This window comes from Streptomyces sp. V2I9 (assembly GCF_030817475.1).
In the GTDB taxonomy this organism is placed as follows: domain Bacteria; phylum Actinomycetota; class Actinomycetes; order Streptomycetales; family Streptomycetaceae; genus Streptomyces.
Genome location: NZ_JAUSZJ010000002.1, coordinates 2786004 through 2807860, shown reverse-complemented (window position 1 = coordinate 2807860; position 21857 = coordinate 2786004). Strand labels below are relative to the sequence as shown.

The 21857-nt window shown below is 72.3% G+C and carries 18 protein-coding genes and 2 pseudogenes; 12 read left to right on the top strand and 8 right to left on the bottom strand.

Annotated features, from left to right (window positions below; translation table 11 throughout):
- Positions 1 to 134 precede the first annotated feature (134 nt).
- Positions 135 to 1151 (top strand): porphobilinogen synthase, encoded by a 1017-nt coding sequence (gene hemB, locus QFZ71_RS12225; protein WP_307668267.1) that lies wholly within the window; start codon positions 135 to 137, stop codon positions 1149 to 1151.
- 248 nt (positions 1152 to 1399) lie between these two features.
- Here the strand turns inward: hemB and QFZ71_RS12220 are convergent, their stop codons facing one another.
- The 3 genes from QFZ71_RS12220 to QFZ71_RS12210 all read right to left on the bottom strand — a co-directional run bounded on the left by QFZ71_RS12220 (position 1400) and on the right by QFZ71_RS12210 (position 4901).
- On the bottom strand, positions 1400 to 1801 hold the full coding sequence (locus tag QFZ71_RS12220) for a hypothetical protein (protein WP_307668266.1): 402 nt from the start codon (positions 1799 to 1801) through the stop codon (positions 1400 to 1402).
- 48 nt (positions 1802 to 1849) lie between these two features.
- The gene (locus QFZ71_RS12215; RefSeq protein WP_307668265.1) at positions 1850 to 3928 is read right to left on the bottom strand and encodes a hypothetical protein; all 2079 of its coding nucleotides are present in this window, start codon (positions 3926 to 3928) and stop codon (positions 1850 to 1852) included.
- A 130-nt stretch (positions 3929 to 4058) separates the two neighbouring features.
- A complete protein-coding gene (locus tag QFZ71_RS12210) occupies positions 4059 to 4901 on the bottom strand; it encodes a DUF4253 domain-containing protein (RefSeq protein ID WP_307668264.1) in 843 nt (280 codons plus the stop codon).
- 247 nt (positions 4902 to 5148) lie between these two features.
- Between QFZ71_RS12210 and QFZ71_RS12205 the strand changes: the two genes are divergently transcribed.
- From QFZ71_RS12205 to QFZ71_RS12190, 4 genes are all read left to right on the top strand, one after another.
- Complete coding sequence (locus QFZ71_RS12205; protein ID WP_307668263.1) at positions 5149 to 5805, top strand: hypothetical protein; 657 nt, start codon at positions 5149 to 5151, stop codon at positions 5803 to 5805.
- A gap of 66 nt (positions 5806 to 5871) precedes the next feature.
- A complete protein-coding gene (locus tag QFZ71_RS12200; protein ID WP_307668262.1) occupies positions 5872 to 6834 on the top strand; it encodes an alpha/beta fold hydrolase in 963 nt (320 codons plus the stop codon).
- Between the two features lie 608 nt (positions 6835 to 7442).
- Positions 7443 to 8003 (top strand): RICIN domain-containing protein, encoded by a 561-nt coding sequence (locus QFZ71_RS12195; RefSeq protein WP_307668261.1) that lies wholly within the window; start codon positions 7443 to 7445, stop codon positions 8001 to 8003.
- A gap of 309 nt (positions 8004 to 8312) precedes the next feature.
- On the top strand, positions 8313 to 8882 hold the full coding sequence (locus QFZ71_RS12190; protein WP_307668260.1) for a dihydrofolate reductase family protein: 570 nt from the start codon (positions 8313 to 8315) through the stop codon (positions 8880 to 8882).
- Positions 8883 to 8916: 34 nt separating this feature from the next.
- On the opposite strand, the gene QFZ71_RS12185 is transcribed toward QFZ71_RS12190, so the two are convergent.
- The 3 genes and pseudogenes from QFZ71_RS12185 to QFZ71_RS12175 all read right to left on the bottom strand — a co-directional run bounded on the left by QFZ71_RS12185 (position 8917) and on the right by QFZ71_RS12175 (position 10885).
- Positions 8917 to 9219, bottom strand: a complete 303-nt coding sequence (locus QFZ71_RS12185; RefSeq protein ID WP_307671431.1) for a DUF397 domain-containing protein — start codon at positions 9217 to 9219, stop codon at positions 8917 to 8919.
- A 3-nt stretch (positions 9220 to 9222) separates the two neighbouring features.
- Positions 9223 to 10002, bottom strand: a pseudogene (locus QFZ71_RS12180) (helix-turn-helix domain-containing protein); the annotation flags it as partial.
- Between the two features lie 165 nt (positions 10003 to 10167).
- Positions 10168 to 10885: pseudogene (locus QFZ71_RS12175) on the bottom strand (DUF4232 domain-containing protein).
- A gap of 262 nt (positions 10886 to 11147) precedes the next feature.
- On the opposite strand from QFZ71_RS12175, the gene QFZ71_RS12170 reads away from it, so the two are divergent.
- The 5 genes from QFZ71_RS12170 (at position 11148) to QFZ71_RS12150 (ending at position 15871) form a co-directional block, all read left to right on the top strand.
- Positions 11148 to 12662 (top strand): helix-turn-helix transcriptional regulator, encoded by a 1515-nt coding sequence (locus tag QFZ71_RS12170; RefSeq protein WP_307668259.1) that lies wholly within the window; start codon positions 11148 to 11150, stop codon positions 12660 to 12662.
- Positions 12663 to 12856: 194 nt separating this feature from the next.
- Entirely contained in the window at positions 12857 to 14077 is a 1221-nt protein-coding gene (locus tag QFZ71_RS12165) for a phosphatidylserine/phosphatidylglycerophosphate/cardiolipin synthase family protein (protein ID WP_307668258.1), read from the top strand.
- A gap of 98 nt (positions 14078 to 14175) precedes the next feature.
- Positions 14176 to 14613 carry a hypothetical protein gene (locus tag QFZ71_RS12160; RefSeq protein ID WP_307668257.1) on the top strand — a complete coding sequence of 146 codons (438 nt, stop codon included), beginning with the start codon at positions 14176 to 14178 and terminating at the stop codon, positions 14611 to 14613.
- Positions 14614 to 14703: 90 nt separating this feature from the next.
- Positions 14704 to 15342, top strand: coding sequence for a DUF6518 family protein (locus QFZ71_RS12155; protein WP_307668256.1), 639 nt, complete (start codon positions 14704 to 14706; stop codon positions 15340 to 15342).
- Positions 15343 to 15469: 127 nt separating this feature from the next.
- Positions 15470 to 15871 (top strand): antibiotic biosynthesis monooxygenase, encoded by a 402-nt coding sequence (locus tag QFZ71_RS12150; protein WP_307668255.1) that lies wholly within the window; start codon positions 15470 to 15472, stop codon positions 15869 to 15871.
- Between the two features lie 96 nt (positions 15872 to 15967).
- On the opposite strand, the gene argS is transcribed toward QFZ71_RS12150, so the two are convergent.
- The gene (gene argS, locus QFZ71_RS12145; RefSeq protein ID WP_307668254.1) at positions 15968 to 17761 is read right to left on the bottom strand and encodes an arginine--tRNA ligase; all 1794 of its coding nucleotides are present in this window, start codon (positions 17759 to 17761) and stop codon (positions 15968 to 15970) included.
- A gap of 250 nt (positions 17762 to 18011) precedes the next feature.
- Here argS and lysS point away from each other — a divergent pair, with 250 nt between their 5' ends.
- Together lysS and QFZ71_RS12135 are read left to right on the top strand one after the other, a co-directional pair.
- Positions 18012 to 19778, top strand: a complete 1767-nt coding sequence (gene lysS / locus QFZ71_RS12140; protein ID WP_307668253.1) for a lysine--tRNA ligase — start codon at positions 18012 to 18014, stop codon at positions 19776 to 19778.
- A gap of 81 nt (positions 19779 to 19859) precedes the next feature.
- Complete coding sequence (locus QFZ71_RS12135) at positions 19860 to 20039, top strand: hypothetical protein (protein ID WP_307668252.1); 180 nt, start codon at positions 19860 to 19862, stop codon at positions 20037 to 20039.
- A gap of 152 nt (positions 20040 to 20191) precedes the next feature.
- On the opposite strand, the gene QFZ71_RS12130 is transcribed toward QFZ71_RS12135, so the two are convergent.
- Entirely contained in the window at positions 20192 to 21691 is a 1500-nt protein-coding gene (locus tag QFZ71_RS12130; protein ID WP_307668251.1) for a DUF2637 domain-containing protein, read from the bottom strand.
- Between the last annotated feature and the right edge of the window lie 166 nt (positions 21692 to 21857).

Genomic DNA, 21857 nt, shown 5'->3' with positions numbered 1-21857 from the left:
CCCGCTGCCGTCCTGTCGGTCCCCCTGGTGCCGTCCTGTCCCCGTCGTCCTGCCGGTGGGGCCTTCCGCGGCGGGCGGGTTTGCCGGTACCGGTGTCGGTAAGACCGTGTCCCGCACGGGTCTATGGTCGAAGGATGACTGCGTACGGAAACTTCCCCGGCTCCCGCCCCCGGCGGCTGCGGACGACCCCGGCGATGCGGCGGATGGTCGCCGAGACACGGCTCGACCCGGCGAACCTGATCCTCCCCGCGTTCGTCCGTGAGGGCATCGACGCCCCGGTCGCCATCTCGGCCATGCCCGGCGTGCACCAGCACACCCTGGACACCCTGCGGAAGGCGGCCGTCGAGGCGGTCGCGGCCGGGGTCTCGGGGATCATGCTCTTCGGGGTGCCGGACGACGCGAACAAGGACGCGCGGGGGACGGCGGGCACCGACCCGGACGGCATCCTCCAGGTCGCCCTGCGCGCGGTCCGCGAGGAGGTCGGGGACGACCTGGTCGTGATGTCGGACCTGTGCCTGGACGAGTACACCGACCACGGCCACTGCGGGGTCCTGACGGCGGACGGCCGGGTGGACAACGACGCGACGCTGGAGCGGTACGCGGAGATGGCCCAGGTCCAGGCGGACGCCGGAGCCCATGTGGTGGGTCCCAGCGGGATGATGGACGGCCAGGTGGGTGTGGTCCGGGACGCCCTGGACCAGACCGGGCACGAGGACGTGTCGATCCTCGCCTACACCGCGAAGTACAGCTCGGCCTTCTACGGCCCCTTCCGCGAGGCGGTCGGCTCCTCGCTGACCGGCGACCGCAAGACCTACCAGCAGGACCCGGCCAACGCCCGCGAGTCGCTGCGGGAGCTGGCGCTCGACCTGGCGGAGGGCGCGGACATGGTCATGGTGAAGCCCGCCGGACCGTACCTGGACATCCTCGCCGGGGTCGCCGACTCGGTGGACGTGCCGGTCGCGGCGTACCAGATCAGCGGTGAGTACGCGATGATCGAGGCCGCCGCCGAGAAGGGCTGGATCGACCGGGACAAGGCGATCCTGGAGAGCCTGACCGGCATCCGGCGGGCCGGGGCGCAGATGATCCTCACCTACTGGGCGACCGAGGTGGCCCAGTGGCTCGGCGGAGGACGTACGCCCGGCCGGGGCTGATCCCTCCCGCATGATCCCGGCCCGCCCGCTCCGGTCCCCCCCCCGGGGCCGGTGGGCCTCCTCGACGGAGAAGTGGACGCCGTCCCGGACGAGCGGGTCCTCGTCGGCGCGGGCGGTGGTGTCCCGTTGTCAGGCGTTCGGCTGCTTCGTCGGCCGCCGAGGAGTCGGGCGTTCGGCTGCGTGGTCGGCTGCCGAGGCCCCCGTGGTCGTGGGGGTCGTGCCGGTCATGGGGGGATGGACCCCTTCTGTCAGGGCCAGTCGACCAGTGCCATGAACGCTACGAACGTGACCACGACGGTGGCGGGCGCGGCGAGGGCCAGGCCCACGCGCCGGGCGGCGTGACGGACCCGGTGCGGGACGGCCCACGCGGCGATCAGCACGGCCAGGGCGATGAGGAGGCCGACGCACAGGACGGTCCACGCGACGGCGAAGCTGTCGTCGAAGCGGTCGGCCGCCGCGCCGTTGCAGGAGTCGCAGGCCATGGGCGACAGCCCGCCGATGAACAGGGCGACGAGCCCCATCGGCAGGGTCACCACGGTGGAGATCAGCGGGGCGACCCACGCGCGGCGGTCGGGCGTCTCGTCGGGGGCTGTCGCCGGGGTGGGGCCGGGCACCGGGGTGGGGCCGCCGTCGTGGTTGTTCTCGCTCATGTGGACGAGTCAACCTCCGGCGGCGGCCTCCCGCATGAGTACGGGGACTCAGTCCGCGGCGGTCCGGCCGGCGCGTGCCTCCGCCCAGGCGCGGGCCTCCGCCGATTCCCCTTCCGTGAGCTCCGGGCGGACCTGGTCCGGGTAGCGCAGGACGTAGTGGTCACGGGCCGCCTTCAGGCCGATGGCGCGGGCCGCGTCGGAGAGCCGGGGGTCGTCCGCCACCTCCTGGGCGCGCCGCCACCAGCTGTGGCTGCGCGGGTCGATCGCGTAGTGCCAGAGCGGCTGGGCGGGGTCGGCCACCCCGATCAGGACGCGGTGCAGGACGTAGTCGCGGACTCCCGGCGTACCGATCAGCCGCTCCGCGACGAGGAGCGGGTGCGTGGAGTCGAGGCGGGCGCGGAGCAGCACCCAGGTCATCAGGTGCCCGGTGTCGTGCTCGCCCGCGACGATGAACTCCCACAGTTCGGCGGCCTTCGCCTCGTCCGGCGCGCCGAGGTGGGTCAGCAGCCGGACCGGGTTCTTCCACAGCGGCTTGGGCTTCGCCCACCAGGCCAGGAGATCGGCGGCGACCGGGTGGTCCAGGTCGAGGGCGAGGCAGGTGAGGGTGACGAGCGGGTGGCGCCACTCGGTGTACGTCGTGCGGTACTGCTTGGTCAGCTCCTTCTTCCAGCGCGGCAGCAGCACTTCGAGGTCGTCCCCGGTGGCCTCGCCGTGGGCGTACAGCAGCTCCAGGCAGAAGGCGATGCCCTGGACGCCGGTGGACGGGTCGGCCACCCGGGCGCGCAGCCACCGGACGTCGCCGGGCGAGAGGGTGCGGTAGCGGTGGTAGAGGTCGCCGAGGGCGCCCTCGTAGCCGGTCAGGTCGGGTCCGGTGCCGGAGAGCAGGTCGTCGCGGGCGGCCTCGTACCGGTCGGCGGCGGCGAGGGCGTCGGCGGCGGTGGCCCCGGTGAGGTCCGTGTAGGCGGGGCCCAGCCGGGCGGCGTCCTCCCGGACATGGGCGACCCGGTCGTGCGCCGCCTGCGCGGCGGCCACCCGCAGCGCGTGCGGCAGACGGTCGTCCGTGGCGAACCGGACCGTGGCGAGCCGCTGGAGTGCGTCGGCGGCGGCGCGGTCGGAATGTTCCCCGCCTCCGGTCGGCGTACAGGCGCGCCGATCGTCGGTGATCGCGCCCAGGAGCACGGTGAACAGGCGGGCTGTGGAGCCCTCCGGGGTGTCGCGGGCGGTCAGTTCCCCGCAGAGGTCGCGGGCGGTGAGGACCGGGTCCGGCTGGTGCAGCGCCCGGTGCACCCGGAACCACCCGGGGATCGCGGCCAGGTGACCGGCCCGGGCCCGGGCCCGCAGGGCGTGCTCCGACCGCTCGCAGGGGTGATCTGCGAGATGGTCCGAGGACGCGGGACCGATGAGGTCGGCCGTTTCCCGGGCCGCCGGGTGACCGTGGCGCAGCAGGGCGGACAGCAGGGGCCGCCAGCCGCGCCAGGAGCTGGGGCTCCCGGCGTACTCCTGCTGCCAGAGGGCCAGGAGCCGGGTCGTTTCCTCCTCCGTCAGGGCCGCCCGGTCTTCCAGCGCCGTGACGAAGCCCTCCGCACCGGCCAATTCCACGGGCCCGGCCAGCCGGTCGTGCAGCCAGCGCTCCTCGGCGGCGGTCAGCTCGACCGGCGGGACGGCGCGGGGGCGGGGTGCGTCGATCCGGGCGAGGAACTGGCGTATCCCTGCCTCGTCCCGCGGGTCGGGCAGCCCGTCGGCGTCCACCGCCGTGACCTTGTCCAGCCGGAACGCGCCCTGCGGGCCGCCGTTGACGATCCGGTAGCCGTCGGGGCCCTCGCCCAGGCCGGCGGTGACCGTGGCGTGGTCGCCGCCCCAGTGCAGGTACAGCTCGCCGGTCAGTTCGCCGGTGCGGTCGAAGGCGTCCTGGGACTGCCAGTGCCAGTACGCGAAGGAGGTGTCGGTGGGGATGCCCCGGACCGCGAACATCTCCGCCGCGTCCTCGTGGCCGTCCGACTGCGTGTAGCGGCTGCGCGTCGGCGGCGGGAGAACGGCGAAACGGTCGCCGCCCAGGGTGCGCCACCATGTCTTGATCCTGCTGAGGTCCGACCGCTGCCCGCTCGCACTGCTGTTGCCCGTACTCATCGTGTCCTGTCCCGTCGTGCCACGTTCCGTCGTGCCACGTTCCGTCGTGCCCGGAGGCGCTGTCCGCTGACTGTTGTGCGCTGTCCGCTGGGTGGTGTCGGCTGTCCTGCCGCACGCCGTCCCGGCGTGCTCAGTCCCACCAGAACGACCACGCTTCCTGGTTGAGCACGGCCTTCTCCGCGTACAGGTCGATGTCGTGCGGCGGGGCCTGGTCGATGGTGTCGGGGCAGAACGCGTAGTGCTCGGCGGCCAGTGCGCGGGCCTCCTCGATCGTCCCGGGCGGGCGGCCCACGGAGACGATCATCGTGTCGAAGCCGAGCACCACGACCCGCGCGTCGTACCGGTCCTCCCAGGAGCGGAGCACCGCACAGAGCCGGGCCACGTCGTTCTCGTGGTTCACCGCCCCCGACCAGCCGATCGCCGCGGGTATGTCGGCGCTGCGGCGGGCCGGGACGAGGGCCATCCGGGTCTCGCCGAGCCATAGGTCCGCGTCGGCGGCGACGACGCCCGCGAGGCCCTCGGCCGTCGTGTCCGCGTCCTCGGCGGCCTCCCGCACGGGGACGGGCGCGAGGCCCGGCCGGAGGCCGGCACCCGCGTCGGCGCCGGAGCGGTCCTCGCCGTGCTCGTGGGCGTCCGGGCCGTCGTCGGGCTCGTCCGCCACGGAGCCGGTCCGGTAGCCCGCCAGGACCTCTTCCGCGTCGTGGTCGCCGGGGTACGAGGCGCTGTCCGGGGAGAGGTCCCACTCCTCGGGCCACTGGTCGCGCCGGCCGCACGTGACCAGCACCGGCAGCAGCCCGACGCGCCGCCCGGCGTCCCGCAGCCGCGCCCAGTCGCGCAGTTCGGCCGGGCCGTCCGCGTACCAGAGCAGCGGTTCGGGCCAGGGGCCGTCCAGCGTGGCGTCCACCAGGGAGCCGGGCGGGAGGTCCAGGCCGGAGGCGGCCGGGTCGGGCAGGGGGTTCGGGAGCGTCGCCATGGTGGGGAGCCTAGGCGGCGGCACCGACAGCCTCCGGGGCGGCGGTCCCTGGAGCCGGTGCGGGAGGCGGCGGCCGCCGGGAAGCCCGTGCGCGGTGGACGGCACACACGTCACGCACGGCGGACGGCACGGAGCCCGTGCGCGGTGGACGGCACACACGTCGTGCACGGTGGACGGCGTGAGGCCCCTGCGCGGTGGACGCCGTAAAGCCCGTGCGGGGCCGTCGGGAACCCGGAACACTCGGCGCATGATCGTGATGCAGCCCGTCCTGGAACTCGGCACCCCCGGTGACTTCTCCCTCTGGCCCGTCGCCGCGTGCACGCCGCCGGGGTTCCTGGCGCTGAGCGGGACGCTCACGTCCGCCGAGGTCGGGACGGCGCTGATGCTCATCGCCGGCTGCAACGACATCGACCCCGATCCCGCCTCGGGGGACGACCGCCCGCCGCGTCCCGCCGACCCCCTCGACTCCTTCCTGCACGGCCTGTTGACGTTCGAGAACCTCTTCGCCTCCGGGGGCCTGCGGGTCGTGGACCGTTCGACCGGTACCACGCTGGTGCCCGGCTGCTGCGGAGGGCTGGAGGACTGGCGGGACGCGTACGCCGTTCTCGACGGCACCGGATGGGCCTTTTTCGGACACGCCCCCGACCCGGTCGTGGAACGGTCCGGGGACTCCGTCCGATGGGTCGTGGACGTCGAGCGGAGCGACGGCCCGGTGATCGAGTCGTCCGTCCCCGAGTCACGTCGGCTGCTGGACGGGGTCGAGCGCGATCTCGTCGATTTCCTTGACCTGGCCGCCGATTGGGCCCCGCTCCACCTGCCCGAGCACCTCGCCGGGCCCGTCCTCGACGCCCTCGCCCGCGTCGTCGACGTACCCGCGAGCGGCGTCACCCGGCAGACCTCCTGACAGGGCGACGTGCCCGAGGTCCTAAAGCCGGTGCAGGGAGGGGGTGGCTCGTTAATGATGTCGGGCATGAGTTTGTTCGTCGATGATCCCTCCCGTCTCGGAACCACCCGCCTCTCCGACGGGAGGGTGCTCGGCTGGGCCGAGTGGGGGCCGGAGGACGGGCTGCCCGTGCTGCTCTCCCCCGGCGCCGGGACCAGCCGGTGGCTCGGCATCGGGGCGGGGGCGGCCGAGACGGAGGGTGTCCGGCTGGTCTCGGTGGACCGTCCCGGCCTCGGGGTCTCCACGCCCGCGCCGGACCGGACCTACACCGACTTCGTCGCCGACATGAGGGAGTTGACCGAGCTGCGCGGACTGGGGCCGCTCCCCGCCATGCTCGGGAACTCCCAGGGCGCGCCCTTCGCCCTCGCCTGCGCGGCGGCGGGCGTCGTCTCCGCGCTCGCGCTCGTCTCGCCCGCCGACGAGGTCGCGGCCCCCGAGTTCGCCGCCGCGCTCCCCGACGACCTGCGGGGCCTGGTCGGGCGGGTGGCGGAGGACCCGGTCGGCGCGGAGAAGGTGTTCGCCGGGTTCGACGGGGACGCGCTGCGGCGGATGGTCCTGGCCGGGAGCCCGGCGAGCGACCTCATGGTGTACGAGGACCCCGGCTTCGCCGCAGCCTACGGCCGCGCCCTCGACGAGGGGTTCGCGCAGGGCGCCGCCGCCGGGTACGCCCGCGACACCGCGCTCGCCATGGGGCGCTGGCCCATCGACCTCGGCGCGATCACCGTCCCGGTCGAGGTCTGGTACGGCGAGGAGGACGCCTCCCACTCGCCCGACCTCGGCCGCCGGCTCGTCTCCCGTATCCCCGGTGCACGGCGCACGATCGTGCCGGGCGTCGGGGGCGCGCTGCTCTGGGCCGCCGCCGAACCGATCCTGGCGTCGCTGGCGGAGACCGTACGGCCGGACGAGCCGGAGGAGCGGGACTGGAGGGAGGAGTGGGCCCGGCGGGGGGAGCGGAACCGTGGGGAGAGACCAGGCGCCGGACGGCCGTGACCGGTGCGGCGTACTCCTCGTACGCCGCCGGGCCGAGGAAGCCGAACAGCGCCGGGGCCTCGTCGCTCGCGCCCTCCGCCGGGAGGAAGCAGCCGTGGAGCGTGCCGCCGTGGGCCCGCGCCAACTCCATCCAGCGGTGGCCGAACCGCTCGGAGTCCGTGACCTCCCTCAGGCGGTGGGTGTCCCGCACGACGCGAGTGATCATGCTGCCTGGCCTGGCCTGGCCTGGCCTGGCCTGGCCTGGCCGGGCGAGAACCTGTTTCCGTGCACCGGCTCGGTCTCCGTTCGCCCTCAGAGGTGACACGGGCCGGCGGGGCGGTCACACGTCCGTGCGGACCCGGCCGGGTCCCTTCCTCTCCCGGTACGGGGGGCCGGTGGCTGTGGGCCGAAACGATTCCCCGCAGTGCTGACCTGTGTCCCGGAGCGGAGGCGGAGCGACGGGAGAGCGGCTGTACGGCTGGTCCGGCGCTTCTCGGCCTCTCACAGGTCCCGGTCGCGGCCTTCAGGCTGGGCGGCGTGGCGTCGGCCGGTACGACCACGGTTCGTCCGTGGCCGTCTCCGGCCGGTGCCGTCAGACGTGTCCGCAGAACCGCCATCGAAGGAGAACGATGCCCACGTTCCGCCCCCGCCGCGCCCTCACCGCGGCCGCAACCGCGGTCGCCCTTCTCGCCCCGTTCGGCGCGGGAAGCGCCTCGGCGGCCGATCGCGCCGGCCAGGACCTGATCAACCGGACCGACGGAAGCCGCCTCGCGCTGTACGCCGACGCCACGGCCGAGAACGCCGTCGCGGTCTCCCTGCGCGACCCGGCGTGGAAGCACAGGACCGAGGTCTGGGACGAGGTCGGCGGCCAGTGGGAGAGCGGCCGCTACACGCTGACCTTCAAGAACAAGGCCGCCGACAAGTGCCTCCAGCCGGCCGACGCGAAGCCCACGCGCGGCACCACGGTCGTCGTACGCACCTGCGACGGGTCCGACCTCCAGCGCTGGGTCCTGCGTCCGGAGGGCGACAACAACTCCCGCTGGTGGATCTGGCAGCCCAAGGTGGACACCGACCTCGCCCTGACCCTCAACCGTTACAACGACGGCAGCTGGAACACCCTCCACCTGGACACCTCCTACCCGAGCGCCGACCGCCTCTGGCACCTGGCGAACGACAACACCAGCTGGTGACGGCGACCGGGCTCGCCGCCCGGCCGGGCTGAGCGGCGACGCGGACCGCGAGTCCACCGAAGTCCCCGGCCGTGCGGCCGGGGACTTCGCGTTTCCCGTGCGCATACGCCTTGGGCGAGAGCCTTCACTTCCGGGGGAACGGATCGCGGGCGACGTATCGTCAGGGCCCGTCGTCTCGTCCGTGGCCCGCTTCCCATCGCCCGTCGTGCGCGGCTCGCCCGGTCTGTCAGTGCTCGGGCATAGGGTCGAAAGCCGTTGCGTGCCGCCCGGACCGCCCCTGGCGACCGGGCCGATCCGGCAGGAGCCGCTGTGAACAGGATCGTCACGTCCATCTCGCTCTCCCTCGACGGATACTTCGAAGGGCCCGACCAGGACATCGACTGGCACACCGTGGACGAGGAGCTGCACCAGCACTTCAACGACCACCTCCGCACGATGGGCGCCTTCGTCGAGGGGCGCGTCACCTATGAGCTGATGGAGGAGTTCTGGCCGACCGCCGATCAGGACCCGGAGAACGAGGGGCCGATGGCCGAGTTCGCGGGGATCTGGCGGGAGATGCCGAAGCTCGTGTTCTCGCGCACGCTGGAGAGCGTGGGGCCGAACGCGACCCTGCTGCACGAGGTCGACCCCGAGCAGGTGCGGGCGCTGTGCGAGGCCGCCTCGGGGGACCTGGTGGTCGGCGGCGCGGGCCTGCTGGAGTCGTTCCGGCGGCACGACCTGATCGACGAGTACCGGATCTACGTCCACCCCCTCATCCTCGGCCGGGGCCGCAGCTTCTTCCCGGACACGGAGGAGCGGCAGAGGCTCCGGCTGTTGGAGACCCGGACCTTCGGCAACGGGGTCGTGCTGCTCCGTTACGAGACGGTCCGGGCGTCGTGAGACGTACGGCGGAGGGGCGGGCGGGTCAGGCGGGTCAGGCGGTGGCCGCGTAGGCGGCGAACGCCGTCCAGGCCGAGGGCGCGACGGTGAACGTCGGGCCTTCGATGTCCTTGGAATCGCGGATGTGGACGGCGGCGGGGTGCGCGGCGATCTCGACGCAGGCCCCGCCCTCGTCGCCGCTGTGGCTCGACTTCTGCCAGTCGTAAGCGACTTCGAGGCACTGGCCGCCATCGCTGCCGCTGTAGCTCGACTTCCGCCAGTCGTACGCGACTTCGAGGCACGCGCCGCCCTCGTCGCTGCTGTGGCTCGACTTGAACCAGTTCAGTGCGGTGCTCATGTTCTCTCCCAGTAAACGGGCCAGCAGGCGCAGGGTCTCTTCTGGGGTGAGCGCCTGGGCTCGCAGCATCGCATATTTCTGAGTGAGGATGCTGACCTCATTCGGGTCGGTGATCAGTTGGCTGCCGCGCTGGGTCTCGGTGTAGGCGACGCGCTGGTGGTCCGGGGTCTCCAAAAGAATGAAGGGCCCTGCGAGGCCCGCGTGGGCCGTGCTGCTCAGCGGGAGCACCTGAAGGCAGACGCCCGGCAGTTGAGCCATCTCGTACAGGTGGCGGAGCTGCTTCCGGTGCTCCTCCTCCGAGGTGAGCCTCATCATCAGGACCGGTTCCCAGATCACGATGCTGGTGGTCGGCGGCTTCGTCCGGTGGAGGATCTGCTGACGCTGGAGCCGCGTCGCGGTGTGGGTCTCGATCTCCTCCGGGCTGTAGACCGGAATCCTGTTGCGGAACACCGCCTCCGCGTACGCCTTCGTCTGGAGCAGGCCCGGAATGACCTGGTTGTCGAACCAGGACAGCGTCGAGGCGTCCTGTTCCATGTCGATGTAGTCCTCGGCCCACAGCGGAATCAGGTCGACTTCCGGCATGTTCTCGACCGCCGTCGACAAGGCGCCCTTGGTACCCAGCAGGTCGTCCATCGTGTCCGCCAGGTCCGGGACGAGCGAGCGTCTGCCCTGCTCGATGGAGGCGATCGTGTCCTCCTGGACCCCGGAGGCGCTAGCGAGTTCGGCTTGGGTCATGCCCGCTTCGAGGCGAAACCGGGCCACGAGCTTGCCCACGAGCTTCATGGACGAGGCGTTCTTGCGGAGTCGTTTTCTGGGGTGCATACGGTTCCCACTCCCACCCCCGGACCCACTTCACGCATGCGCGACCCGTACAAGAAATCTGTACGGGTCGCGCAGAGTAGCAGCAGGTCAGGCGCTGGCCTGAGGTGCCGTAGTGACGGGCTCTTTCTAGAACATGAGTGCGTTCTCGATGTCCGACTGCCAGTAGGTGACGAAGCCCCGGCCGTCCGTGGCGGTCTCCGCCGGGAGCTTCAGCGTGGTCTCGCCCTTGGACTGGTTGTTCCTGTCGACCATGATCACGCCGAGGTCGGCGCTCGGGACCGGCTCGTTCTCGCCGGGCTCCCCGAGGAGGCGCGATGCCCGCGTACGCCTCCTCGCCGGGCGAGAGCGTGACGACCGCCTGCGGCTTGCTGTCCTCCAGGACCGGGTACACGGCCTGCGCACCGTCGAAGCGGAGGAACGGGGCGTAGTACGCGGCGCAGTTGGTGGAGCCGGTGTTGGTCACCGTGAGCAGCAGGTGGTTGATCGGGCGGCTCACCGAGGAGACCTTGACGCGGGAGTTCTTCGGCGTGCAGGCCGGGATCGACGCCGCGGCCTCCGCGTCCGGCGCGGCTTCCGGCTTCCTGCTCCGGTTGTCGCCGTTGCCGTTGCCGCCCGCGTGCTTGCCCCCGGCGGGGACGGTCTGCGTCTCGGGCTTCCCGGCCTCCGGCGTCTCCGGCTGCTTCTTGTCGTCGCCGCCCGGTGCCGCGGGGGCCGCCGTCCCGGTCGCGGAGCCGGCCGGCTTGGTCCCCATCGCCTGGTCGTCGCCGCCGCAAGCGGTGAGGGAGAGGGCGGCCACGAGGGCGGTGGCGGCGAGGGCGGTGGTGCGGAAGCGGTTGGTGCGCATGGCGGTGGTTCTCCCCGTACTCGGTGTACTCGATGAATGAGCTGAGTTGAGCTGAGCTGAAAGACGCTGCGCCCGGCCTGTCGGGCGGCCGGTCCGCAGCGGTGCTGCTGTGGTCTGGTCCGAGCTTGTGGGACGGCGGATTCCGGCCGCAACGCCTGCCGAACCATGGGGGATGCCGGAACGTCTACGCGTACGGTGACCTGCGGGGATTCCGCGTCCCTGGAACGCCGTTCCGGGACGCACGAGGAAGGGGAACGCCGTCGTGGCGACGCCGGAGGCTGTGGAGTTCGCGGCTCTGCTGAAGAATCTGAAGGACCGTTCGGGACGCAGCTACGGGGTGCTCGCGGGGAAGCTGCACGTCAGTACGTCCACCCTTCACCGGTACTGCAACGGGGACGCCGTGCCGAACGAGTTCGCCCCCGTGGAGCGGTTCGCGCGGGTGTGCGGGGCGTCGCCGGACGAGCTGGTGGAGGTGCACCGGCGGTGGATCATCGCGGACGCGGCCCGGCGGCGGCCTCCCGCGGGGGCGATGGGTGCGGGGACCGGGGCCGTTCCGCCTGCCCCCGTACCGGCTTCCGCCCCGGAGCCTCCTGCTCCCGCTCCCGCGCCGGTCCCTGCCGCCGTTGCTCCTGCGGCTGTTGAGGACGGCGCGACTGCTGAGGGCGTCGAGCGCGACCAGCGTGAGGTGCGCGATGTGCGTGACGAGAGCGGTGACCGGGGCGACGGCGGGGGCTCGGTGCCGGACATCACGTCCGAGCGCGTCGGCGTCGGTGGGGGCGGCAGGCCGGAGGAGGGCGTGCGCTCCCGGTGGTCCCGGCTCTCCCGGCGTACGCGGGTGCTCATCGCCGCCGCCGGGGTCGCCGCGCTCCTCGTGCCGACCGGTGTCGTCGCCGCCGATCTCGTCGGCTCGGGGAAGGAAGGCGGAGGGAGCGCGGCGGACCGGGTGGAGGACGGGAGCGGGGGGCTCGCCGGGGCTTCGGAGGGCACCGCGTCGGCCACGCCGCGCGCCTCCGCGAGCCCGGGTCCGGCCGGCCCGTCGGCCCGTGCCTCCGCGTCCGCCTCGGGGCGGCCGTCCGGGAAGCCCTCGGCGGGCTCCGGGGGCGGGCAGGCGGAGAGCGGCGGGGGAAGCGGGAAGGGGGGTGACCGCACCACGGGCCTCGGGGCTCCGCCGACCGTCAGCATCTCCTCGTACAACTGGGACGAACCCTGCGGCCAGCACTTCCTGGTGAACCGGGGGCCCGAGAAGCTGGACCCGCCGCCCGCGCCGCAGGACCGGCGCGGCTGGGCGGAGACGTACGGCGGGGTGGACGCCGGGAACATGCTGCTCCAGCTCACCGTCCAGGGGACCTCGCGCGAGGCCGTCGTCCTCAAGGGCATGAACGTGCGGGTGATCTCGCGGAAGGCTCCGCTGCCCTGGTCGGCGTACCTGATGGGCAACGGCTGCGGCAGCGGCATCATGCCCCAGACGTTCGCGTCCCACCTCGACGCCGGGCACCCCACCATTCGGCCGGTGGCGGGGTCCCGGGGGGACATCGAGGTGCCGGCGGTGGACTTCCCGTACAAGGTGACCTCCGAGGACGTGGAGGTCTTCAACCTCGACGTGAAGGCCGTGAGCTACGACGTCACCTGGTACCTGGAGCTGGAGTGGAGCAGCGGCGGCAAGGAGGGCGTGCTGCGGATCGACGACCACGGGAAGCCGTTCCGGCTCAGCGGGATGAAGGGGCGGCCGGAGTACGTGTACGGCGGCCCCGGCTACGGATGGGAACCCGCCGGGTGACCCGGCTTTCCGGGGGCATGCTGGTGGGTGGAGCCCGGGGGTCCGAAGCCCCCGGGCCCGTCCGCCGCTGTCCGACCGCCGTCGTACACGCGCACGGAATCTCGGGAGTACAGTCTGCGAGGCCCCGGCAGCAGTACCCCGCCGAGCGACGACGGTGTACGGCAGCCCCATCCCCGTACCCCATCAGGTGAAACATGTCCGCCACAGCTGCCGATGTTCCCGAAGCTCCCGAACGGCCGGCCCTGGACGATCGCACCTGCGAGGAGCGGAGCCTCCGGCTCAGACGCAGGCTGGAACGGCTGATCGGCATAGCCGCCACCGAGGGGAACGCCCTCGTCCCGCTCCGTAACGGCGACCAGATCTTCGGCGCGATGCTGGAGGCGATCCGGGGCGCGCAGCACACCGTGGACCTCATGACGTTCGTCTACTGGCGCGGTGACATCGCCCTCACGTTCGCCGAAGCGCTGGCCGACCGCGCCCGCGCCGGGGTCCGGGTGCGGCTGATGCTCGACGGGTTCGGGTCGCGGCTCATCGAGAAGGACCAGCTGGAGCTGATGGACCGGGCCGGGGTCACCGTCACCTGGTTCCGCAAGCCCCTCCACCTCTCGCCGCTCAAGCAGAACCACCGTTGCCACCGCAAGGTCCTCGTCGTCGACGAGCGCACCGCGTTCACCGGCGGTGTCGGGATAGCCGAGGAGTGGTGCGGCGACGCCCGCAACGAGAACGAGTGGCGCGACACCCACGTGCAGGTCACCGGGCCCGCCGTCGACGGGCTGGCCGCCGCGTTCGCGCAGAACTGGGCCGAGTGTCACGACGAGCTGTTCGACGAACGCGACCGGTTCATCACCGAGGAGCACCACGGGGACTCCGTCGTCCAGGTCGTGCGGGGTTCCGCCTCCTTCGGCTGGCAGGACATGCAGACCCTGATCCGGATCGTCCTGGAGTCCGCCGAGGAACGCGTCCGCCTCACCACCGCCTACTTCGCGCCCGACGCCTACTTCACCGGGCTGCTCTGCGACACCGCCCGGCGCGGGGTGGAGGTCGAGATCCTGCTGCCGGGACCGCACACCGACAAGCGGGTCTGCCAGCTCGCCGGACAGCGGTACTACGAGGAGCTGACCGCCTGCGGCGTGAAGATCTACCAGTACCAGCCGACGATGCTGCACACGAAGTCCCTCACCATCGACCGGGTCGCCGCCCTCATCGGCTCCACCAACTTCAACCGGCGCTCCCTCGACCACGACGAGGAAGTCATGCTCGCCGTCCTCGACCGGGACTTCACCGCCACCCTCGACGGCCACTTCGACGAGGACCGGGAGAAGAGCGTGCTGATCGAGCGCGGCCGGTGGAAGCGGCGCGACCTCCTCCAGCGGGCCCGCGAAGCGGCCGTCGTGCCCATCCGCCGCTTCCTCTGACACCTGCGGGAGAGCGGGGGCGGGGCGGGGGCGTGGTCCGGCGCTCGCAGGGAAGGCGGGGGAGACGACCCTCGTCCGCCATGTGAAGGGAAGGGCCCATGAGCGCTACCGCCGAGACCTCTCCGGCACCGTCCGCCGCGGTGATCACCGAACCCCTGCCCGACCTTCAGCTCCAGCTGCTCATCCAGCTCCTCGACGAGGACCCCCGCTCCAGCCTGCCGCTCACCCTCACCCAACCCGGCGGTCTGCTCCACGGGGACGTCATCGGGCACGAGCAGTGGAAGGCCGAGTGGGCCAGGAGCCTGCGCCAGGTCGAGGGCGAGGGGGCCAACCTGCTCGCCGAGTTCCCCGAGACGGTCGACCAGGGCGTACGGGAGCTGCGCGCAGAGGAGGAGACGGGGGCGAGCCGGCTGCCCCGCTGGATCCACCTCCGGGACGTCACGCTGATCACCGGGGGCATGACGCCCGTCTCCCTGCCCCTGTGGCGCGGACGCCTCTCCGACGTGTCGGGGTGGGCGCTGGGCCGCCCGCAGTAGGCGGCCGGCCCGCTGCCCCCGGCCACCGCGGGCCCAGCCACCCCAGCTCCTATGCATCGAGCGTATACATGGCATGTATAGTTCCGGGTCATGGCTTTCCCGACCGCATTTCGCCGCGCCACCCCCAGCATCGTGCTCACTGCGGCCGCCGTCTTCGGACTGCTGCTCGGATGGGCGACGTACGCCCTGCACGGAACAACACCCCTGGTGGACCGGGCGACCAACTCGACGTCCACCTGGATCATCTGGACCGCCGCAGCCGGTGCACTGATCCGCGACCGGAGGATCGCCGTCTGGAGCGGGGCGTTGATGATGCTCACCACCTGCTGCGGCTACTACACGGCGTCCGCTCTGGGAGACACCTTCGGGACCGGAGGGCTCGGGACCGCCGCCGTGTGGGCGGTGGCCGGACTGGCCGGAGGCCCCCTGCTGGGATGGGCGGGGTGGACCGTACGGCGCGCGCGGGGCGACCTGCGCGCGGTTGCCGGGGCCGTTATCGCCATGGTGGTGCTGGGTGAGGGGCTCTGGATGGGGCTGGGGCTTCGCTACTGGGGAGAGGCGGCCGTCTTCCTCACCGTCGGCGCGCTGCTCGCCGCCCTCCTGACCGTCTACCTGGCACGCACAGGGGCGCGCCGCTACTGGCTGTGCGCCATGCTCGCTCCCGTGGGCGGTCTCGTCTTCTACCTCGCCGAGAAGAGCATCCTCAACAGCCTGATCGGCACGGCATGACGTCGTCCGGCTTCGACCACCGCGGTTCCGGAACCGCCCCTTGCACATCCGTGGATCTCCCCATGCCGCGAAGCGAGAACATCTCACCTTGAAGATCCGCTTTCGCTGCACGTCCTGGAGTTGCGGCATGACCACAGGGAGCGGCTCAGCCGCCGCCACACCGGAAACGCCCGCCGTCTTGGAGAGCAGCTCGGCTGCCGCCGGGCCGGAATCGTCCGTCACCTTCATCAACGTCTTCGAGATAGCCGCCGACGGACTCGACGCGTTCATCGAGAAGTGGGAACAGCGGGCCCGCCTCATGCGGGACAAGCCCGGCTTCATCGACTCCCGGATGCACCGGGCCCGCTCCACGGACTCCCGCTTCCAGCTCGTCAACGTCTCCCACTGGGAGAGCCAGGAGGCATGGGAGGCGGCCACCGCCGACCCCGACTTCGGTTCCCGGACCCGGGCGGCCCGCGAGGAGACCCGGCAGCCGGTCACCCCGAACCCGGGCGTGTACGACGTCGTCGTGGAACTCACCGCACCCTGAGGTCCGGGGGGGGCGACGGACCCCGCCGTACGCGGTCGGCCCCGGCGCCTTTCCAGGTGCCGGGGCCGACGTGCGTACGTACGACAGGGTGCGCGGTCAGAGCCGCTCGGGCGTCCGGATGCCCAGCAGCGCCATCCCCCGGTGCAGGGTCCGGGCGGTCAGCTCGACCAGGAAGAGCCGGTTCTCGACGACCTCCGGGGCGTTGTCCGGGCTGAGCACCTGGCACTGGTCGTAGAACGTGGTCAGGTGCGAGGCCAGCTGGTACAGGTACGCGGCCAGCTTGTGCGGCTCGTACCCCGCCGCCACCTCGCCCAGCACCTCGCCGAACTGGTCCAGGTGCAGACCGAGCGCCCGCTCCGCCGGGGCCAGCTCCAGCTCCGGGTGGGCGGCCGGGACCGCGTCCCCGGCCCTGCGCAGGATCGACCGGATACGCGCGTACGCGTACTGGAGGTACACCGACGTGTCGCCGTTCAGCGCCACCATCTGGTCCAGGTCGAACTTGTAGTCCCGGACGGCGGAGGTCGACAGGTCCGCGTACTTCACGGCCCCGATGCCGACGTACCGGCCGTTCTCGACGATCTCCTCCTCGGACAGGCCCACCTTCTCGGCCTTCTCCCGGACGACCCCGGTGGCCCGCTCGACCGCCTCGTCGAGGAGGTCCTCCAGCCGCACCGTCTCGCCCTCACGGGTCTTGAACGGCTTGCCGTCCTTGCCGAGGACGGTGCCGAAGGCCAGCTGCACGGCCTTGACGTCCTCGTTCAGCCAGCCGGCCCGCCGGGCCGTCTCGAAGACCATCTTGAAGTGCAGCGACTGCCGGGCGTCCACCACGTACAGCAGGGTGTCGGCCTTGAGGTCCTGCACCCGGTTCCGGATCGCGGAGAGGTCGGTGGCCGCGTAGCCGTAGCCGCCGTTCGTCTTCTTCACGATGAGCGGGACCCGGTTGCCGTCGGGGCCCTTCACGTCGTCGAAGAACACGCACAGCGCACCCTCGGAGCGGACGGCGACGCCCGTCTCCTCCAGGATGCGGCAGGTCTCCTCCAGCATGTCGTTGTAGCCGGACTCACCGACGATGTCCGCGTCGTCGATCTCCATGTCGAGCTTGTCGAACACCGAGTGGAAGTAGATCTTCGACTCGTCGACGAAGCCCTGCCACAGCTCCAGCGTCTCGGGGTCCCCGGCCTGGAGCGCCACCACCCGGTCGCGGGACCGGGCCTTGAACTCCTCGTCCGCGTCGAACAGGGCCCGCGACTCCTTGTAGACCCGGTTCAGCGTCGACATCGCCGCTTCGCCCTCGCTCGCGCCGTCCGCCGCGCCGTCCTCGTGTTTCAGGGCGCCCGGGTGCTCGATCAGATACTGGATGAGCATGCCGAACTGGGTGCCCCAGTCGCCGATGTGGTGCCGCCGGACCACGTTCTCGCCGGTGAACTCCAGGATCTTGACCATCGCGTCACCGATGACCGCCGACCGCAGGTGGCCGACGTGCATCTCCTTGGCCACGTTCGGCTGGGCGTAGTCGATGACCGTGGTCCCGGCGTCGGCGTTCACCGGCACGCCGAGCCGGCCCCCGGCGTCGGCGGCCCGCGCGGCGAGCGTCTCGACGATCGCGTTGTCGGAGAGCGTGATGTTGAGGAAGCCGGGGCCGGAGACCTCGATGTCCTTGATCAGCTCACCCGCCGGGAGCGCCGCGGTCACCCGGGCGGCCAGCTCCCGCGGGTTGCCCTTGAGCTTCTTGGCGAGCGCCAGGATGCCGTTGGCCTGGAAGTCGGCCCGGTCGCTTCGGCGCAGCAGCGGGTCGGCGGCGCCGGCATCGGGCAGTGCTGCCGTCAGGGCGTCCGCCAGCTGCTGCTGGAGCGAGGAAGCGAGGGAGGGAACCGAGCCGTGCTCAGGCATGGGACGGGCTGCCGTTTCCGTAGGGGTACAAGGGATCTCCCCAGTATCCCACGGGGCGTAAAGCCGTTTTACGGTCGGCGCTCGCCCCCGGTTCGAGGCGGTGCCGGCCCCCGGTCCGAGACGGTGCTCGCGCCCGGTCCCGGGCGGGGCCCGCGCGGGCCCCGCCCGCCGTAAAGCCGTTTTCGCGCTGCGGGTGGTAACTGGGAGAATGGCCCGTACCCCATCGGGAAACGACAGACGAGAGAAGGACGTGCCGACCGTGGCCGAGAGTCAGACCAGCACCGAGACCGACTGGGTCTCCCGCTTCGCGGACGATGTCATCGCCGAATCGGAGCGTCGTGCGCCTGGCAAACCGGTCGTCGTCGCCTCCGGTCTGTCCCCGTCGGGGCCGATCCACCTCGGCAACCTCCGCGAGGTCATGACCCCGCACCTGGTCGCCGACGAGATCCGCCGCCGCGGGCACACGGTGCGCCACCTGATCTCCTGGGACGACTACGACCGCTTCCGCAAGGTCCCCAACGGCGTCCCCGGCGTCGACCCGTCGTGGGCCGAGCACATCGGCAAGCCGCTGACCTCGGTGCCCGCCCCGGCCGGCTCCGCGTACCCGAACTGGGCCGAGCACTTCAAGGCCGCCATGACGGCGGCCCTGGACGAGCTGGGCGTCGAGTACGACGGCATCAGCCAGACGGAGCAGTACACCGCCGGGGCCTACCGCGAGCAGATCCTGCACGCGATGAAGCACCGCGCCGACATCGACGCCGTCCTCGACCGCTACCGCACCAAGAAGGACCCGGCGGCGGGCCAGGGCACGGGCGGCAAGAAGCCCCAGCAGCAGAAGAAGGTCGACGAGGCCGAGCTGGAGGCCGCCGAGGGCTCCGGCGCGGCCGACGAGGACGACGGCAGCGGCAACAGCGCCGGCTACTTCCCGTACAAGCCCTACTGCGGCAACTGCGAGAAGGACCTCACCGTCGTCACCTCCTACGACGACGACACCACCGAGCTGAACTACACCTGCTCGGCCTGCGGCTTCGCCGAAACGGTCCGGCTGAGCGAGTTCAACCGCGGCAAGCTGGTCTGGAAGGTCGACTGGCCCATGCGCTGGGCCTACGAAGGCGTGATCTTCGAGCCCAGCGGCGTCGACCACTCCTCACCCGGCTCCTCCTTCGTCGTCGGCGGCCAGATCGTCCGCGAGGTCTTCGACGGCGTGCAGCCCATCGGGCCCATGTACGCCTTCGTCGGCATCTCCGGCATGGCCAAGATGTCCTCCAGCAAGGGCGGGGTCCCCACCCCGGCCGACGCGCTGAAGATCATGGAGGCGCCGCTGCTGCGCTGGCTCTACGCCCGCCGCAAGCCCAACCAGTCGTTCAAGATCGCCTTCGACCAGGAGATCCAGCGGCTGTACGACGAGTGGGACTCGCTGGGCCGCAAGGTCGCGGACGGCACGGTCCTGCCCGCCGACGCCGCCGCCCACTCCCGCGCCGTCCGCACGGCGGCCGGAGAGCTGCCCAGCACCCCGCGCCCGCTCCCGTACCGGACGCTCGCCTCGGTCGCCGACATCACCGCCGGCGCCGAGGACCAGACGCTGCGCATCCTCAGCGAACTGGACCCGGACAACCCGCTGACCTCGCTGGACGAGGCCCGCCCGCGCCTCGACCGCGCCGAGAGCTGGATCACCACCCAGGTCCCGGCCGAGGCCCGCACCATCGTCCGGGACGAGCCCGACACCGAGCTGCTCGGCTCCCTCGACGACCAGGGCCGTGAATCCCTGCGCCTCCTCCTGGAGGGCCTGGACACGCACTGGTCCCTGGACGGCCTCACCACGCTCGTCTACGGCGTGCCGAAGGTGCTGGCCGGACTGGAACCGGACGCCAGGCCGACGCCCGAGCTGAAGACCGCGCAGCGGTCCTTCTTCGCCCTGCTCTACCGCCTCCTCGTCAGCCGCGACACCGGCCCGCGCCTGCCCACGCTGCTGCTCGCGGTGGGGGCGGACCGGGTGCGCAGGCTGCTGGGCGCGTAACGCCGCGCAGACGCGGGCGCTCGGTCTCCCGCGCGCCGGAGGGCCCCCACCCGGAGTACGCGCGGGTGGTGGCCCTCCGCCGTGCCGTGGGGCCGTACCTCCACCCTCGTGGGCCTCGGCCGCTCCCGGCTCGTGATGCGCGGCGGCCTGACCGGAACCGCCACGGCCGTGGTGCTCTCCCCGGCCCTCGTGAACGGCGTCGGCCCGCTCGACGGGCTCGGCCTGCCCGGTGCGGGATCGCCCTGTCGGCGGCCGCCGTGATCAGCGCCGCTGTGGCGCACGCGGGACTGCGCCGCTGCGCCGTCCTGACCGGCGGGCCGTGGCGTACCTCAGGCGGTCGGACCGTGAAGGGGTACGTCAGGCGGTCGCACCGCCATGGGGTACGTCAGGCGGTCGGCCCGTCAAGGGGCACGTCAGGCGGTCTGGTCGACCCTCGACTGCGCCGGGACGTACGCCTGCTTGAACTCCGGCCACAGGCGCTGGAGCAGTTCACGGGCGTGGGGGTGGCGGACGTTGCGGCTGTCGGCGAGGTGGATCTCCAGGGCCTCGGCGCTCGGGTGGTGGCCCTGCTCGTCCGTGTACGCGCTGAAGACCTCGAAGGCCATGTCCGCGAACTCGGTGTCCTCCTGGGGCCACTCCTCCACCTGCGGCACGTCCTCGGGGGCCTGCGCGGCGGGCTCCTCGACCTGCTCCGGGGCGTCCTCGCGGTGCTCGGCGGTTCCGTCCTGCGGCCCGGCGGTTCCGTCCAGGGGCTCCGGGGCGTCCTCGCGGCGGGGGTGCGGGACCGCGCCGATGGTGCCCACGTCTCCCAGCGGCCGGGTCCGGCCGGGGCCCGAGGGGATCTGGACCGGGGCGTGCTCCAGGCCCTCGCCCTGCCGCGGGTCGTACGCACTGTGGTGCGCGGTGCCGTCGGGCAGCTTCTGCGCGGCGAACCAGGGGCTGTCGTGCGTGGGCGGGACGGTGGGTTCCTGCTGCTGGGGCAACGAGGGCTGCTGGTGCTGGGGGTGCGGCTGGTGCTGCTGGTTCTGCGGGTGGGCGTGCTCCTGAGGGTGCGGGTACTGCTGCTGGAGCTGCCGGCCGTCGTGTCCGGGGCCGCCGTCGTGTCCGGGGCCGCCCTCGTACCCCTGCGCCCGGCCGTGCTCGTGTCCGCCCGCCTGCTCCTGCCGCGGCTCGTACGGCAGTTCCGCCTTCGGGCGGGAGCCCTCGACGGGCGGGAGCAGCGCGGGTTCGATACCGGCGGCGGCGAGGCCGGCCGGGGCGGTCTCGGCCAGCGGGACGCCGTACTTGGCGAGGCGGAGCGGCATCATCGACTCGACGGGGGCCTTGCGCCGCCAGTTGCGGCCGAACCGGGCCTGGAGCCGGGCCTGGTAGATCAGCCGGTCCTGTTCGAGCTTGATGACCTGCTCGTAACTGCGCAGCTCCCACAGCTTCATCCGCCGCCACAGCTTGAAGGTGGGGACGGGGGAGAGCAGCCAGCGGGTGAGGCGGACACCCTCCATGTGCTTGTCGGCGGTGATGTCCGCGATCCGGCCCACCGCGTGCCGCGCGGCCTCGACGGAGACCACGAACAGCACCGGGATCACCGCGTGCATCGCGGTGCCCAGGGGGTCGGGCCAGGAGGCGGCCCCGTTGAACGCGATCGTCGCGGCGGTCAGCAGCCACGCGGTCTGGCGCAGCAGCGGGAACGGGATGCGCATCCAGGTGAGCAGGAGGTCCAGCGCGAGCAGGACGCAGATGCCCGCGTCGATGCCGATCGGGAAGACCAGGGAGAACGTCCCGAAGCCCTTGGCCTCCGCGAGTTCGCGCACGGCCGCGTAGGAGCCCGCGAAACCGATCGCGGCGATGACCACCGCACCGGCGATGACGACCCCGATGAGAATGCGGTGCGTGCGTGTCAGCTGCATCGCGGCCACGCGCGATCCCCTCCCCGACCTCTGCTGCCCGAACCCGGCTTCCGTGCCCGGCGTTGGTTTTCAGCCGAACCTCAGACGCCCGGCGAGGGCACAGCCTGGCACATGTGTACGAGTTCCGTTGCGCGGGGAGGGGAGAAAGCCCGGCCCCCGAAGGGGCCGGGCTCTC